The organism is Streptomyces sp. R-74717, assembly GCF_047305335.1.
Lineage (GTDB): Bacteria > Actinomycetota > Actinomycetes > Streptomycetales > Streptomycetaceae > Streptomyces > Streptomyces atratus.
Genome location: NZ_CP102361.1, coordinates 3,867,029 through 3,883,270, shown reverse-complemented (window position 1 = coordinate 3,883,270; position 16,242 = coordinate 3,867,029). Strand labels below are relative to the sequence as shown.

The 16,242-nt window shown below is 69.4% G+C and carries 11 protein-coding genes; 4 read left to right on the top strand and 7 right to left on the bottom strand.

The features are described from left to right. Positions 1–118: 118 nt before the first annotated feature. Positions 119–817 (bottom strand): PAQR family membrane homeostasis protein TrhA, encoded by a 699-nt coding sequence (gene trhA / locus NRF20_RS17435; RefSeq protein ID WP_398632137.1) that lies wholly within the window; start codon positions 815–817, stop codon positions 119–121. A 196-nt stretch (positions 818–1,013) separates the two neighbouring features. Between trhA and NRF20_RS17430 the strand changes: the two genes are divergently transcribed. Both NRF20_RS17430 and NRF20_RS17425 read left to right on the top strand, forming a co-directional pair. Next, positions 1,014–2,864: a phosphoenolpyruvate carboxykinase (GTP) gene (locus NRF20_RS17430; protein WP_266358440.1), complete on the top strand. Its 1,851-nt coding sequence runs from the start codon at positions 1,014–1,016 to the stop codon at positions 2,862–2,864. Positions 2,865–3,138: 274 nt separating this feature from the next. Next, entirely contained in the window at positions 3,139–4,884 is a 1,746-nt protein-coding gene (locus NRF20_RS17425; RefSeq protein ID WP_413752859.1) for an Ig-like domain repeat protein, read from the top strand. A gap of 51 nt (positions 4,885–4,935) precedes the next feature. Here NRF20_RS17425 and NRF20_RS17420 read toward each other — a convergent pair whose 3' ends face one another. From NRF20_RS17420 to NRF20_RS17405, 4 genes are all read right to left on the bottom strand, one after another. After that, positions 4,936–5,346 (bottom strand): hypothetical protein, encoded by a 411-nt coding sequence (locus NRF20_RS17420; RefSeq protein ID WP_398632139.1) that lies wholly within the window; start codon positions 5,344–5,346, stop codon positions 4,936–4,938. Between the two features lie 98 nt (positions 5,347–5,444). Then, complete coding sequence (locus tag NRF20_RS17415; protein WP_413752858.1) at positions 5,445–6,656, bottom strand: pyridoxal phosphate-dependent aminotransferase; 1,212 nt, start codon at positions 6,654–6,656, stop codon at positions 5,445–5,447. A 279-nt stretch (positions 6,657–6,935) separates the two neighbouring features. Continuing rightward, positions 6,936–7,793 (bottom strand): arylamine N-acetyltransferase family protein, encoded by an 858-nt coding sequence (locus NRF20_RS17410; RefSeq protein ID WP_413752857.1) that lies wholly within the window; start codon positions 7,791–7,793, stop codon positions 6,936–6,938. After that, complete coding sequence (locus NRF20_RS17405; RefSeq protein WP_413752856.1) at positions 7,790–8,701, bottom strand: NAD(P)-dependent oxidoreductase; 912 nt, start codon at positions 8,699–8,701, stop codon at positions 7,790–7,792. The genes NRF20_RS17410 and NRF20_RS17405 overlap by 4 nt, the downstream gene beginning before the upstream one ends. A 96-nt stretch (positions 8,702–8,797) precedes the next feature. Between NRF20_RS17405 and NRF20_RS17400 the strand changes: the two genes are divergently transcribed. After that, positions 8,798–9,145, top strand: a complete 348-nt coding sequence (locus NRF20_RS17400) for a winged helix-turn-helix transcriptional regulator (protein ID WP_413752855.1) — start codon at positions 8,798–8,800, stop codon at positions 9,143–9,145. Positions 9,146–9,167: 22 nt separating this feature from the next. On the opposite strand, the gene NRF20_RS17395 is transcribed toward NRF20_RS17400, so the two are convergent. Then, positions 9,168–9,896 (bottom strand): two-component system response regulator, encoded by a 729-nt coding sequence (locus tag NRF20_RS17395; RefSeq protein WP_398632143.1) that lies wholly within the window; start codon positions 9,894–9,896, stop codon positions 9,168–9,170. Next, the gene (locus NRF20_RS17390) at positions 9,893–14,197 is read right to left on the bottom strand and encodes a HAMP domain-containing protein (protein WP_398632144.1); all 4,305 of its coding nucleotides are present in this window, start codon (positions 14,195–14,197) and stop codon (positions 9,893–9,895) included. Before NRF20_RS17390 ends, NRF20_RS17395 begins: the two co-directional genes overlap by 4 nt. A gap of 123 nt (positions 14,198–14,320) precedes the next feature. Here NRF20_RS17390 and NRF20_RS17385 point away from each other — a divergent pair, with 123 nt between their 5' ends. Further along, positions 14,321–16,234 carry a SpoIIE family protein phosphatase gene (locus tag NRF20_RS17385; protein ID WP_413752853.1) on the top strand — a complete coding sequence of 638 codons (1,914 nt, stop codon included), beginning with the start codon at positions 14,321–14,323 and terminating at the stop codon, positions 16,232–16,234. Positions 16,235–16,242 lie beyond the last annotated feature (8 nt).

Here is a 16,242-nt window from a genome sequence, read left to right as displayed (position 1 = left end):
AAGTAACTCTCAAAAGATGGTGAGTGTCAATGTGTATCGCCTGTCCGGGCCCGGGAATGACGAATGGCCGCGGCTTTCGAGCCACGGCCATTGCGGGGGAGGAGGTGGAAGGGAGTGCTCAGCTGTGGTTGTAGGCCACCAGCGAGATGCCGACGTAGTGCACGACGAAGGCCGCCAGGGTCAGCGAGTGGAAGACCTCGTGGAAGCCGAACCACCGCGGTGACGGATTGGGCCGCTTGATGCCGTAGATGACACCGCCGGCGCTGTAGAGCAGCCCGCCGGCGACGACCAGCACCAGTACCGCGATCCCGCCGGTCCGCATGAAGTCCGGCAGGAAGAAGACCGCGGCCCAGCCCATCGCTATGTAGCAGGGCGTATAGAGCCAGCGCGGGGCGCCGACCCAGAACACCCGGAAGGCTATGCCCGCGGTCGCCGCCGCCCAGACCGCCCACAGGAGCGGCGTCCCGGTCGACTCGGGGAGCAGGAGCAGGGCCAGTGGAGTGTAGGTGCCCGCGATGATCAGAAAAATATTGGCGTGGTCGAGCCGGCGGAGCACCGCCTCGCCGCGCGGACCCCAGGTGCCGCGGTGGTAGAGCGCGCTCACGCCGAACAGCAGGCACGCGGTCAGGACGTAGATGCCGCAGGCGATCCGGCCGCGGGCGCTGTCCGTCAGCGCGATCAGCACGATCCCCGCGACGATCACGGCGGGAAACATTCCGGCGTGCAGCCAGCCACGCATCCGTGGTTTCACCGGGACGGCGTCGGACTCGGCTGTTTCCAGCCCGGCTGGCTCGGGCGCGGCGGCGGCAGCAGTCATTCCCGCATCGTACCTACGCAACCGTAGGTAGCGAATGCGAGTGGCGATGCTCACGTGGGCGGCCCCCTGGACATATGGGCGAATCGGTCGGATGATCAAATGAGTGCGTTCGGCACCGGATGAGCGGCTACGAAGCATCCGGGTCGCGGCCCCCACGGGGCGACTACCAAACAGACACCCTCACCAAGGAGCGATCGTGGCGCGCGACATCGCGGCTCCCCTCACTGCCCCCACCGACCACCAGGAGCTCGTTTCCTGGGTGAATGAGATCGCAGCCATCACCGAGCCGGACCGGGTGGTCTGGTGCGACGGCTCCGAGGCCGAGTACGAGCGCCTGTGCGGGGAGCTCGTGGCCAAGGGCACGTTCACGAAGCTGGACGAGATCAAGCGCCCGAACTCCTACTACGCCGCGTCCGACCCCAGTGACGTCGCGCGCGTCGAGGACCGCACCTTCATCTGCTCCGAGAAGGAGGAGGACGCGGGCCCGACGAACCACTGGAAGGCCCCCGCCGAGATGCGGGCCATCTTTACGGGGGAAGAGGGAAACAGCTTCACCGGTGAGAAGGGTGTCTTCCGCGGCTCCATGCGCGGTCGCACGATGTACGTCGTCCCGTTCTGCATGGGCCCCGTCGGCTCCCCGCTCTCCGCGATCGGTGTCGAGATCACCGACTCCGCGTACGTCGCCGTCTCGATGCGCACCATGACGCGCATGGGACAGGCCGTCCTCGACGAGCTCGGCACCGACGGCTTCTTCGTCAAGGCCGTCCACACGCTGGGCGCGCCCCTGGAAGAGGGCCAGGAAGACGTTCCGTGGCCGTGCAACACCACCAAGTACATCTCGCACTTCCCCGAGGACCGCGAGATCTGGTCGTACGGCTCCGGCTACGGCGGCAACGCCCTGCTCGGCAAGAAGTGCTACGCGCTGCGCATCGCCTCCGTCATGGCGCGTGACGAGGGCTGGCTCGCCGAGCACATGCTGATCCTCAAGCTCACGCCGCCGCATGGTGAGCCGAAGTACGTTGCCGCCGCGTTCCCGAGCGCCTGCGGCAAGACAAACCTCGCCATGCTGGAGCCCACGATCTCCGGCTGGACCGTCGAGACCATCGGCGACGACATCGCCTGGATGCGGTTCGGCGAGGACGGCCGCCTCTACGCGATCAACCCCGAGGCCGGTTTCTTCGGCGTCGCGCCCGGCACCGGCGAGCACACCAACGCCAACGCCATGAAGACCATGTGGGGCAACTCCGTCTTCACCAACGTCGCGCTCACCGACGACGGTGACGTCTGGTGGGAGGGCATGACGGAGACCGCTCCGGCCCACCTCACGGACTGGAAGGGCAACGACTGGACGCCCGCGTCCGACACGCCCGCCGCCCACCCCAACGCCCGCTTCACCGTCCCGGCCGGCCAGTGCCCGATCATCGCGCCCGAGTGGGAGGACCCGAAGGGCGTGCCGATCTCGGCCATCCTCTTCGGTGGCCGCCGCGCCTCGGCCGTACCGCTGGTCACCGAGTCCTTCAACTGGCAGCACGGCGTCTTCCTCGGAGCCAACGTCGCCTCCGAGAAGACCGCCGCCGCCGAGGGCAAGGTCGGCGAGCTGCGCCGCGACCCGTTCGCCATGCTGCCGTTCTGCGGCTACAACATGGGCGACTACATGAACCACTGGATCAAGGTCGGCGCGGACAAGCCGGACCAGTCGAAGCTCCCGAAGATCTACTACGTGAACTGGTTCCGCAAGAACGACGCGGGCAAGTTCGTGTGGCCCGGCTTCGGCGAGAACAGCCGCGTCCTGAAGTGGATCGTCGAGCGCCTGGAGGGCAAGGCCGAGGGCGTCGAGACGCCGATCGGCGTCCTGCCCGCCAAGGGCGCCCTGGACACCGAGGGCCTGGACCTCTCCGACTCCGACCTGGACTTCCTGCTCGACGTCGACAAGGAAGTCTGGCGCGAGGAGGCGGGGCTGATCCCCGAGCACCTCAACACCTTCGGTGACCACACGCCGAAGGAACTGTGGGACGAGTACCGCGCGCTGGTCCAGCGCCTGGGCTGACGCCCCCGGGCGCACCCCGTGCGGGTGCGCCCCCACCACCCCGCGGCCGGGTCTTTGGACATCCGCCCTGACCTGTGGGGTCAATGACCCGCCGCGGTACGGCCCCCGGAATCCCCTCACGGTTCCGGGGGTCGCCCTTTCCCGCCCCTTTTATAAAGAACGTCCAGGCATCGCCATATCCTTGCGCACAACACCTCCACAACGCTTGGATGTTCCTTCACATTGCCTCCGGCCGAGCCGACCGGGGGGCCAACCGGGCCTGTGGGGGACTCAGTTGAACAAGATCCGGCACCATGGACGCATCGCGGCGACGCTGGCCGCGCTGACACTCAGCACCGCGGGACTCACCGCTCTCGCTCCGCCCGCCGCGCACGCGGCCGACGGCCCCGTGGCCGGCGACACCGTGGCCAAGCTGCCGATCTCGTCGTACTCGGCCATGGTCGTCGACTCCGTGCACGAGCGGGTCTACCTCACGGACGACCGCAGGGACCGGACCGCGAACCAGGTCCACGTCTACAACTTCGAGGGGCAGAAGGTCGGTTCGCTGCCCACCGGCACCGCGCCGTCCGGAATGGCCCTCAGCACGGACAGTGGGACGCTCTACGTCTCGCAGTCCTCGGGGATCCTCGCGTTCGACACCGTGACACAGGAGCGCACCGGCTTCGCCTTCACCGCGTACGACGCGGGCTGCCCGCGCGATGTCGCCTTCGCCGGCGGCAAGGAGTGGCACACCGAGACGCCGTACGACTCGGGCTGCGACACGAACTGGACCTGGCTGTACGGCACGAGCGGCAACCGGTCCGTCGACACCGGCTGGAACGCCGCGGGCCGGCTGCGGCTGGCGAGCGGCCCCGAGGCGCCCGACCGTGTGGTCATGGCACAGACCCGCAGTACGGGGGAGCCCAACCCGTTCCTCACCACGTTCGACGCGAGCGGCGACACGCTCGTGCGCGGTCCGGAGCGCCGGTTCGCGGACAGTGAGGGCCAGGGCGCGCTCGACATGAAGGACGTCGCCCAGTCCGCCGACGGCCGGCGGATCGCAGTCGCCGACGCCGCCTACGGCGCCGGCACCCGGCTCCTGGACGCCGCGGACCTGTCCGACGCGGCGACCGCGTACCAGCCGCTGCCCGAAGGGGTCAGGGCGTCCGCGGTCGCCTTCAGCGGTGACGGCAAGCACATCGCACGGGGCGCCGCCGCGACCGGGTCCACGGCCGACCTGCTGGTGCAGCCCGCGGACCCGGCGGACGGTACGGCTCCGCTGGAGTTCGCCTTCGAGGGCGCGCTCGACGGGGACCGGATCGCGCCGCGCGGGCTCGGCTGGTCGAAGGACGGGGCGCGCCTCTTCGCCGTCACCACCAACGCGTACGGCAGCGAGTACTGGCTGCACGGCATCCAGCCCCCGGCCGCCCAGTACGACTCCCGCTTCACCGGCACTCTCTCCACCGCACCGGGGCGGCCCGTGGTCGGCGAACCCCTCGGCATCCGGGGCCGGTTGGAGCTGGACGGGCCCGCGCCCACCGAACCGGTCAGGGTGACCGCGGTACGCCACGACGCGAACGGCGACCGTAAGTTGGCCCCCGTCGAGGTCGATGCCGACGGTTCGTTCACCGTTCTCGACGTCCCGTCGCTGGTCGGCGACGCCACCTACAGCGTTTCCTTCACCGGTGACATCACCCACCGTCCGGCCGAGGACATCACGCTCTCCGTCGCGGTCGCCAAGGCCCCGACCACCATCACGCTCACGGCCCCCGCGGAGGCGACGAAGAGCGCGGGCCTGACGATCACCGGCACCCTGACCGGTCAGGGACGTCCGCTCCCCGCCGGGATCACCCTGTCCGTGCAGCGCACCGACAGAAAGGGCACCGGCACACTGACATCGGCAGCCGTCGCGCCCGACGGCACCTTCACGGTCAACGACCTGCCCCGGGCCGCCGGCCAGGTGACGTACGAGGTCGGCTACCCGGGCGACGACCTGCACAGCGCATCGACGGCTTCGGCGACGGTACGGGTCCGCAACTAGTCATGGGTGACACCCGGTCCACGCGCCTCGGCGGCCCGTGGACCGGGGCCGTCAGAGGGCGCCGACCAGTCGCGAGGGGGCGGCGGGGGCGGTGGCAGCGGCGACCGCCGACGTGTGGGCGTCCATGCGCTCGGCCGCGAGAATCGCGACGGCCGTGTCGGCGCGGGACGCCGCCACCACCAGTGCGCGGCCCGCGAGGGCATGGGCGCGGCGGTGCAGCGCGAGTGCGGGTGCATCGGTTCGACCGGCGTGCCGGGCGGGCGGCGCGCCGCGCAGCCTGGCCACCTGCTCGGCGATGCGGTCGCCCGCCGCGCCGAGGTCCAGCTCGTCGGTGACCGCGAGAAGTGCGGCCAGGTGTCCGGCGAGCTGGATGTCCAGCTCTTCCTCGCGGGAACGGTGCGGGAAGTCGTCGGCGTGGTCGGCCGGTGTGTGGACCGATTTGGTGCGGATCGGTTCGTACATGGATGGCCTCCTGGTGTTGCTGTGGAACCATCCTACATTGGATTCAGTCTAAAGTTATCTGCAATCGATGCCGGGGTGGAGGGAGGACCGGCCGCCCGCTAAGGCTGGCCGTATCCGTCCAGGAAGTGCGCGATCCGGGTCACCGCGTCCGTCAGGTCCTCGGTCGAGGGCAGCGTCACGACACGGAAGTGATCGGGCTCCGGCCAGTTGAACCCGGTACCGTGCACGACCATGATCTTCTCGGCCCGCAGCAGGTCGAGGACCATCTGCCGGTCGTCCTTGATCTTGTAGACCTTGGGGTCGAGGCGCGGGAAGAGATACAGCGCCCCCTTCGGCTTCACGCAGGTCACGCCGGGGATCTGGGTCAGCAGGTCGTACGCGACATCCCGCTGCTCCAGGATCCGCCCGCCCGGCAGCACCAGATCGTTGATCGACTGCCGCCCGCCGAGCGCGGTGGCCACGGCGTGCTGCGACGGCATATTGGCGCACAGCCGCATATTGGCGAGGATCGTCAGCCCCTCGATGTACGAGGAGGCGTGCGCCTTCGGACCGCAGACCGCCATCCACCCCGAGCGGTATCCGGCCACCCGGTAGTTCTTGGAGAGTCCGTTGAAGGTGAGCACCATCAGATCGGGCGCGATCGTCGCGGTCGGTGTGTGGGTCGCTCCGTCGTACAGGATCCGGTCGTAGATCTCGTCGGAGCAGACGACCAGATTGTGGCGCCGGGCGATCTCCGTCAGCCCGCGCAGCATTTCGTCGTCGTACACCGCACCCGTCGGATTGTTCGGGTTGATGATCACGAGCGCCTTGGTGCGGTCGGTGATCTTCCGCTCGATGTCGGCGAGGTCCGGCATCCAGTCGGCCTGCTCATCGCACCGGTAGTGCACGGCCGTACCGCCGGCCAGCGACACCGAGGCGGTCCACAGCGGATAGTCCGGAGCCGGTACGAGGACCTCGTCGCCGTCGTCCAGCAGTGCCTGCATCGACATCTGGATCAGCTCGGAGACGCCGTTGCCCAGGTAGATGTCCTCGACGTCGAGGTCGATCCCCTTGGTCTGGTAGTGCTGCATCACCGCCCGCCGTGCGGACAGCAGCCCCTTCGCATCGCCGTAACCGTGCGCCCCGGAGAGGTTGCGCAGTATGTCTTCGAGAATCTCGGGCGGGCACTCGAACCCGAACGCGGCAGGGTTGCCGGTGTTCAGCTTGAGGATGCGGTGACCGGCTGCTTCCAGCCGCATCGCCTCATCGAGCACGGGGCCCCGGATTTCGTAACAGACATTGGCGAGCTTCGTGGACTGGATGACCTGCATGTCTGGGAGCTTACGACTGCGTTTCACGCGCCGCCCGGGCTTTCCCCTCCGGTTCCCCCACCCGGGTAACCCCGGCGCCCCGCTCCGTCTTCCATAACCATGCGCCCACCGCCCCCGAACCGTGGGAACGCCGGTCCGGGACGGGGCGGGGCTTGGAATGGGCCGGAACGGGGGCGTGACCTACGTGGACGGGTGAGATGCGCCACGTGAGCGGCAGTGTTCGGGGCGTGAGGGGCGCGGGGGCGGGGCGTTGGGGGCGCGAGGGGCGCTTCGCTCCCGTCAATCCGGCAGCCGTGTGTCCCGGGGGAGGTGGATGCCGAAGTCGGCTGCCAGTACCCGGAGCACCTCGGCGCCGTCGGCCAGCTCCCGTTCCTCGCGGGTGCCGTCGTTCGCCGTGACCGCGAGTGTGCGGCCGGTGAGGGACAGGTGGGCGTCCGGGGTGGTGCGCTGGACGTACACCTGGTGCTGGAACGGGGAGCGCGGGTTGGTCGCGATGTGCCAGTTGATGACTTCGTAGTCCGGCGCCTCGAACGGTTCCAGCGTGAAGGCGTACTGGGCCTCCCACCTCCCGTCGGTGGTCTGCGCCTGGAGCTCCCACTGCTCCAGCGGCCCGTCGTGCGGGGTGTTCACGAGCCGGTGGCGGCGCGGGGAGTCGTACAGCTCCGCGTCCGCGACCAGGGGGATCGGCTCCAGCAGCGAGCCGGCGGCGCCGAAGCCGACATCGGCCAGATACGGGGTCGGCCCGCCCGGCACCTCGGCGCGCATCAGCATGTGGGTGCGCGGCCGTACGTCCCCGGGCCCGGCCCCCAGCACGACCCGTGCGCAGAGCAGCGTGATCCTGAACCCGAGCGCGGTCAGCGCAGCGGCGAGCAGGGTGTTCTGCTCGTAGCAGTACCCGCCGCGCCCACCCCGTACGAGCTTCGCCTCCAGGTCCGCGAGCGCGAGCGAGGGCGCCTTGCCCAGAACGGGGTCCAGGTTCTCGAACGGGATGCTCAGTGCGTGGGCACGGTGCACGGAGCGCAGCACCTCCGCGGTGGGCCGGCGCTCCCCGGTCCAGCCGATGCGGGCGAGATAGGCGTCGAGGTCGAGGCCGGGGGCGCTGCGGTGGCCGTGGTCGGCTTCGCGGTCGGATGTCATGCGCCGACCGTACGCAATCGGGTGGGTCGGAGTGCCAGCAGGTCGACCACACCCGTCGTGCTCTCGTTGCCGCGCCCGTCCGCGAGGAGACGTTCCATCAGGGCAAGGTACGGAGCCAGCAGTTCGGCGCTGACCCCCTGCTCCTCGGCCGTGCGCAGCAGGGTGGCGTTGCCCGCGACCTGCATGGCTAGGTTGGACACCACCCCGCGCGTGTAGTCCCCGTCGGCCAGTTGGGCGGCGGCCGCGTGCACGGAGGACGTCATGGCGACGAGCCAGTCGGCGAGCAGCGGGGCGAAGGCCGTCGGCTCGATGTTCTCCTTGCGGATCAGGGCGAACGCGTGCGAGACCCCGGCGAACATCCCGTTCATCGCACTCAGCAGCGCCACGTCGTGCAGGGCGGCGAAGCCGGCGTCCTCGCCGACGTAGGAGGTGCCGGCCGGTACGGCCAGGGTTTCGCGGTGGCTGTCGAAGAGGGTGCGGGAGCCGCTGTAGAAGACATGGGCGCCGGAGCCAGGGGCTCCGATCATCGGCGGGACCGCCATGATCCCGCCGTCCACGAAGTGGACCCCGCGCTCGCGGGCCCGGATGGCGCGGGCGCGGGCCTGGCCGGGAGTGGAGGTGGTGAGATTGACCAGGTCCTTGCCGGCCAGGTCGACACCGGCCAGGGCCTCGTCGACCGAGGCGTCGTCGAGCAGGCAGACCACGACCAGCCTGCCGGCCGCCACCGCCTCGGCAACGGTCCCTGCGACGGCCGCCCCTTCGGCGGCGAGCGGCTCGGCCCTGCCGGGGCTGCGGTTCCAGACGGTGAGCGGATGCCCGGCGGCGAGCCAGGCGCGGGCGAGCGCGGTACCCATGGCACCGAGCCCGAGGAGAGTGAGCGGCGACTTCTCAATGGCGTTGTCGGTCATGCCGATTAGGCTTGTCGCAGGCCCGGAAGTCATCAAGTACGCACTTCCAAGTGGGTGGTTACCACCGGGTGAGCGAGCAGGTGGGAGGGGTGGACCATGGGTACGGTACGGAGGCCGGGGGCGTACGTCTGCGGGATCGACGCGGCGATGGACGTGATCGGCGGCAAGTGGAAGGTACTGATCCTCTGGGCGCTCAATGAGCAGGTGTGCCGCTTCGGTGAGTTGCGCAGGATGGTCCCGGGGGTGACGGAGAAGGTGCTCACGTCACATCTGCGGGAGCTGGAGGAGGACGGCATCGTGCGCCGCGAGGTGCATGCGGAGGTGCCGCCGCGCGTGGAGTATTCGCTGACCCCGCTGGGTGTCGGACTCAACGAGGCGCTGAGGCCGCTCGGTGCGTGGGGAAGGGAGAACATCCTTCAGGACACGGCGTCGGCCCAGCCGTGACGCATCACGTCCGGGCGCGTTCCTATGCCTCGCGGGCCGCCATCAGTCGCTCCACGGCCTGTTCCAGTTCGACGATGCGGTCGGCGAGGTCGGCCCGGCCGGGGCTGTCTGCATCCCGTAGCAGGAGTTCCGCCTGGGCGAGTTGGCCGGCGACCTCGGCGAGCCGGTCGGGCGCTTGTGGGGGTGCCGGGTGTTCCGCGGGACCCGTGGGGTCCGCGTGGTCCGTACCGTACGACGGCTCGGCGGGTGCGCGAGCCGGGTCGGGGGCGGCCGACGGGATCCCGGGGTGGCCGCCGTCGGCCGTCAGGAGGCGCTTCAACTGGTCTGCCTGGTCGACGAGTTGGCGGTTCTTGCGGTGCAGGTCGAGGAAGACGTTGACCTTGGTCCGCAGTAGCCAGGGGTCGAACGGCTTGATCAGGAAATCGGCGGCGCCGACCGTATAGCCGCGGTAGGCGTAGTTCGGATCGACTGCGGCACCGGTCAGAAGGATGATCGGGACGTCCTTCGTCTGGTCGAGACCCTTGATGTTGGCGGCGGTCTCGAAGCCGTTCATGCCCGGCATCATCACGTCGATGAGCACGACCGCGAACTCCTGGCGCAGCATCGCCTTGAGGGCTTCCTCGCCCGATTGCGCGCGGACCACTTGGGCCAGCGAGCCGAGTACGGCTTCGAGAGCGACCAGATTCTCCTCCATGTCGTCGACGATGAGGATGCTGGAGGTCTCCGATGCTGCTTCCCGTGTCGCCGTCATGATGGCCGCCCTGTTGTGTCGTTGTCGTCGTCCCCGTCGGTGAGGGTGTCGCCGCCGCCCTGGTCCGGCAGGGAGCCGCTCTGGTCCCGGTCCGTGGAGCGGGCGTTGTCGGAGGGATCGGGCCGCGGCTCCGGCGAAGTGCACTGCGGGTCGAGGAGCCGGCAGATCACGGACAGCAGGCGGTCGACGTCCACCGGCTTGGGGACGTAGTCGTTCGCGCCGCTCTCGATGGCCTTCTCGCGGTCACCGGGCATGGCCTTCGCGGTGAGCGCGATGACCGGCAGGTCCGCGAAACGAGGTGTGCGGCGGATCGCCGCGATCATCTCGTATCCATCCATTTCGGGCATCATGATGTCCATCAGCACCAGTGATACGTCAGGTGTCCGATCGAGGACCTCAAGGCCCTCGCGGCCGTTCTCCGCGTACTTGACGCTGATGCCGACGCGGCCCAGCACATGTGTCAGTGCGAAGACGTTCCGGATGTCGTCGTCGACGATGAGGATGCGACGGTTGGCCAGCACGTCGGCGGCGCGGCCGCTCAGCCAGTCCTTGAGCCGGGTCGTCTCCGGCCAGCTGACGCCGTCGTCGCCGCCGTCGGGCCGGGTTCCGGGGCGGGACAAGGACTCCTGAGTGCTGAGCGCATCGGCCTGCGCGGCTCCGGGCCGGGCCGCGGGCCGGCCGGCCAGGCGGGTGGGTCCGGTGATGGCTCGGGTGGCGTCGCTCGCGGGGCGCGGTTCGACCGCGGGGACGGCGTCGGAGGGCGGACTTGTGTAGTGCGCGGGGACGAAGAGGGTGAAGGTGGAGCCGACGTCCGGCTCGCTCTCGGCGATGATCCGGCCGCCGAGCAGGCCCGCCATCTCCCGGCTGATGGAGAGGCCGAGCCCGGTGCCGCCGTATTTGCGGTTGGTGGTGCCGTCGGACTGCTGGAACGCCTCGAAGATCGCGTCGAGCTTCTCCGGCGGGATACCGATTCCGGTGTCCTTGACGCTCAGAGCGATGACGGCGTCGGCGTTGCGCAGCGTCTCCTCCTCGAAGTCCGAGGGCGTCGCGCGTTCGACGAGCAGTTGCACTCCGCCGGACGAGGTGAACTTCATAGCGTTGGAGAGGAGGTTGCGGAGGATCTGCTGGAGACGCTGCTCGTCGGAGAAGAGTTCGAGGGGGACGTCCTCGCCGACCTTGATGTCGAACGACAGGCCGCGGTCCAGGGAGAGCGGCTGGAACGTCGCCCGTACGTAGTCGAGCAGCTTGATCAGCGGCAGCGTCTTGGGATGTACATCCATCCGGCCTGCTTCGATCTTCGACAGATCGAGGATGTCGTTGATCAGTTGCAGCAGGTCGGAGCCCGCCCGGTGGATGGTGACGGCGAACTCCACCTCCTGTGGGGAGAGGTGGCCGTCGGGGTTGTCGGCGAGCAGCCGGGACAGCACGAGGAGCGAGTTGAGCGGGGTGCGCAACTCGTGCGACATGTTTGCCAGGAATTCCGACTTGTACTGGGAGGACGTGGCCAGCAGCGCCGCCTTCTCCTCCAGCTCGGCGTTGGTGAGCTGCAACTCGTCGGAGCGCTTGCGTAGTTCGGCGGTGAGGCGCTGGGACTCCGAGAGGAGCGACTCGGTACGGGAGTTGGCGATGATGGTGTTGATGGAGACACCGATCGTGTTCACGAACTGGTCGACAAAGGCGAGGTGGACCTCGCTGAAGCGGCTGAACGAGGCCAGTTCGATGACTCCGAGCACCCGGTCCTCGAAGAGGATCGGCAGGATGACGACGCTGGCCGGGGGTGCTGCGCCGAGGCCGGAACTGATGGTGATGTATTCCGTGGGGACCGCCTCGATGAGGATCCGCCGTTTCTCCGTCGCGGCCTGGGTGATCAGACCCCAGCCGGGGGCGTCGAGGCTCATCCGGGTACGCCGACGGCGGCCTTCGGGCTGCCCGGTGCCGTAACCGGCCAGGAGCTCAAGGTCCTCGCCGGGTGCCGCACCCGCCTCGGCCAGGAAGAACGCGCCGTACTGGGCGTTCACCAGAGGGGTCAGCTCGCGCAGGATCAGGTCGGCGACCTCGACCAGGTCGCGGTGGCCCTGCATGAGTCCGGCGATACGGGTCAGGTTGGACTCCAGCCAGTCCTTGGCGCGGGTGGTCTCACGGAGGTTCGCCACCATGAGGTTGATGTTGTTCTTCAGGGCGGCGACCTCGCCCTGGGCCTCCACCGAGATGGAGCCGGACATGTCGCCCTGCGTGACGGCGCTGGCGACCTCGGCGATCGCGCGCACCTGGGTGGTCAGATTCAGTGCCAGCTCATTGACGCTGGTGGTCAGGCCCTTCCATGTCCCGTAGACACCCTCCACCCGGGCCTGGCCGCCCAGCTGCCCCTCGCTGCCCACCTCGCGGGCCACTCGTGTCACCTCGGAGGCGAACGCGGAGAGCGTGTCGACCATCGTGTTGATCGTGGACTTCAGTTCCAGGATCTCGCCGCGCGCGTCGACGTCGATCTTCTTCGACAGGTCACCCTCGGCGACCGCGGTGGCGACCTGGGCGATGTTGCGGACCTGGGAGGTGAGGTTGTCGGCCATGAAGTTGACGTTGTCGGTGAGGTTCTTCCAGACCCCCGAGACGCCGTGGACCTGGGCCTGGCCGCCGAGCCGCCCTTCGGTGCCGACCTCGCGGGCCACCCTGGTCACCTCGTCCGCGAACGCCCGCAACTGCTGGACCATCGTGTTGACGGTGTCCTTGAGCTCCAGGATCTCGCCGCGCGCGTCGACGTCGATCTTCTTCGACAGGTCGCCGTTGGCGACGGCGGTGGTCACCTGGGCGATGTTGCGGACCTGGGACGTCAGATTGAGCGCCATGCGGTTGACGTTGTCCGTGAGGTCCTTCCAGACCCCGGAAGCACCCCTGACCTGCGCCTGACCGCCCAGGTTGCCCTCGGTGCCGACCTCGCGGGCGACCCGGGTCACCTCGTCGGCGAAGGCGGAGAGCTGGTCGACCATGGTGTTGATCGTCGACTTCAGCTCCAGGATCTCCCCCTTGGCCTCCACCGTGATCGTCTTGCCGAGGTCGCCCTCGGCGACGGCGGTGGCGACCTGGGCGATGTTGCGGACCTGGGAGGTGAGGTTGTCGGCCATGAAGTTGACGTTGTCGGTGAGGTCCTTCCAGACGCCGGACACGCCCCTGACGTGGGCGCGGCCGCCGAGCTGGCCCTCGGTGCCGACCTCGCGGGCGACCCGGGTGACCTCGTCGGCGAAGGCGGAGAGCTGGTCGACCATGGTGTTGATCGTCGACTTCAGCTGCAGGATCTCGCCCCGCGCGTCCACGGTGATCTTCTGACTGAGGTCGCCGTTGGCGACGGCGGTGGTCACCTGGGCGATGTTGCGGACCTGGGACGTCAGGTTGGATGCCATGAAGTTCACGTTGTCGGTGAGGTCCTTCCAGACCCCGGACACGCCCCTGACCTGGGCCCGGCCGCCGAGCTGGCCCTCGGTGCCGACCTCGCGGGCGACCCGGGTCACCTCGTCGGCGAACGCCCGCAGCTGGTCGACCATGGTGTTGACCGTGAGCTTCAGCTCCAGCAGCTCGCCGGTGGCTTCGACCGTCACCTGCTGCGTCAGGTCGCCGCGGGCCACCGCCGTCGTCACGACCGCGATGTCCCGCACCTGCGCCGTCAGCCGGGACGCCATCGTATTGACCGCTTCGGTCACATGGAGCCAGTCGCCCGACAGCCCCTGCGCCTTCGCCCGGCCGCCGAGACGGCCCTCGGTGCCGACCTCGCGGGCGACCCGGGTCACCTCGCCGGTGAAGAGGGAGAGCTGGTCCACCATGCGGTTCACACCGATGCCCAGGCGTCGCAGGTCGCCGCGGAGCTGGCGGCTCCCGTCGTGCAGATCGACGTGCTGGGTCAGATCGCCGTCCGCGACGGCGTCGAGCACCCGGGTGGCCTTGGCGACGGGCACCACCAGCGCTTCGAGCACCGTATTGGCGGCCTCGATGTTCGTCGTCCAGGTCCCCGAGCCGGGACTCGCCGAGATCCGCTCGTCCAGCCGTCCCTGTCGGATGATCTCGTGGCGTACCCGCTGGAGCTCCGAGGCGAGATGCGCGTTCCGCGCAACGATCTGCTGGAAAACCCCGGCCATTTCGGCCGGCACACCGTCGGGCAGGGTGGCTCCGCCCCGTTTCTCCGAGTCCTCCACTCGCGCCGTGAAATCACCGTCGCACAGAGCCTTCATCGCAGCGAGCAACGGGCGCAGATCGCTCGTACGAACCCACTGTCCGTCTTGCTCCGTGCCGGGCCGGGTCGGGGCCAGTGCCATGGAAACACCCTCCGCCCAAGATCCATTGGTGCTCACCAAAGGTCCATTTGGTCGTGCTTGTCATAGTATAAAGCGCACGAAAGTACTCTTTCTCGTGCGTATTTGGTGCATACGGGAGGAACGGTGATCCCGTTGTCCGTACACGCGAGCCAGTCCGTGTCCAGGAAGGGGCTGTCGGCGAACCAGCTGGCGGCCGCCCGGGCGCGGGAATTCGTGTGTGCGGCGCTCGAGGGGTGGACGGCGGCGCTCGCGGACGGGGGCGGGGGAGAGTCGTCGGCCACCGAGGCGGGCGCGGCCCCTGTTCCGGCGCGGGTCCCCGAGGAGATCGAGGAGCTCGTAGACGACGCCGTCCTGCTCGTCAGCGAACTGGTCACCAATGCCGTCATGTACGCCGGCACCGATATCGACGTGGTCTGCCGCCTGGAGCGGAACCCGGCCACCCGGGTGGGCGTCGTCGTGGAGGTCGTGGACCGTCACCCCTCCAGAGGGGTACGCGGCGGAGTGGACACCCGGCACGGTGAGCCCGGCTACGGCCTCCAGCTGGTGAACGCGCTCTCGGAGTCCTGGGGTGTGACCTACCGGAGGGCGGAGAAGCGGGTCTGGTTCCGGCTGGAGGGCGCGGAGAGAGAGACACCTGCGACGGATCCGGCCTCCTCCGGGCCCGGTGCCACCGAGCCCGGCAGCGACGCACGGTCCCGTGACGCAGGGCCCCCCGTACATCCGGCGCAAGCCCACGAGCACGCCCCCTCGGAGTGGGCCGACCGCGGTGGCCCGTCGTTCCTCGCCGAGACCAGCGAACTCCTGGCGGGCCAGCTCGACGAGGCCATGGTCACCGCGCTCGCGGCCCAGATGCTCGTACCTCGGCTCGCGGACTGGTGCGGCATCTGGCTCAGCACGCCGGGGAGCGGCCTGCAACTGTCCCGGGTCTGGCACGCCGACGAACAGCGCATGACTCCGCTGCGCGAGGAACTGGAACGGATTCCGCCGCCCACCGCGCTCCGCGCCGGGGGTACGCCCTGGCCGTGGCCGGAGAGTGCCGGCGCCGACCGTGCGGGCGGGTCCGCGTTCGCCTTCCCGCTTGTCGCCCGCGACACCGACCAGGGCGTACTGCTGCTCGGCCGGGCCGGGCAGCCGCAGATGACCGACACCGTGGTGCGGATGGTGCAGGACGTGGCCCGCAGGGTCGCGCAGGCCGTCTTCACCGCCCGCCAGTACACCCGGCAGCGCAGTATCAGCGCCGCGCTCCAGCGCAGGCAGCTGCCGGCGACGCTGGCCACGATCGCCGGCGTCGACACGGCGATCGTCTACGAGCCGCACGGCGAGGGCCAGACCGTCGGCGGCGACTTCTACGACATCTTCCCGATGGGCGAGGACCACTGGTGCTTCCTGCTCGGGGACGTACAGGGAAAGGACCCGGAGGCGATGTCCGTCACCGGTCTCGCCCGGCACCTGGTGAGGTTGCTGGCGCGCGAGGGCCATGGCGTCGAGTCGGTGCTCGGCCGGCTGAACGTCGCCATGGCGGAAGAGAGCGCCGAGGCATTCGCGCTCGGCGCGGAGCAGACGGGCTCCCGCTTCCTGAGTCTGCTGTACGGGGAGCTGACGGTCGACCCGGGCGTGGCCGGAGCCCGCTGCACGGTCGCCAGCGCAGGTCATCCCCCGGCGCTGCACCTGTTCGCCGACGGCAGGGTGGAACCGGCCTCCGAGCCCCAGATGCTGCTCGGCATCGATGAGGGCGCCGAATTCCGGGCCGGCACCTTCCGCCTGGCGCCCGGCGAGACGCTGTTGTGTGTGACCGACGGCGTCACCGAACGCCGCTGTGGCAACTGGCAGCTGGACGACAACGACGGTCTGGCCGATGTGCTCCGGCAGGGTATGGGACTGGGTGCGAAGGCACTTGCGGAGCACGTGCGGCGCGCGGCGCACGACTTCGGGGTGGGGCCGGTCGAGGACGACCTCTCGGTACTGGTGCTGCAAGCGGTGGCGCAGGACTCCTGTGAGCGGCGGACCCGAACGTCGGCCTGGGCGGGCAAGGCCTGATACCGGCG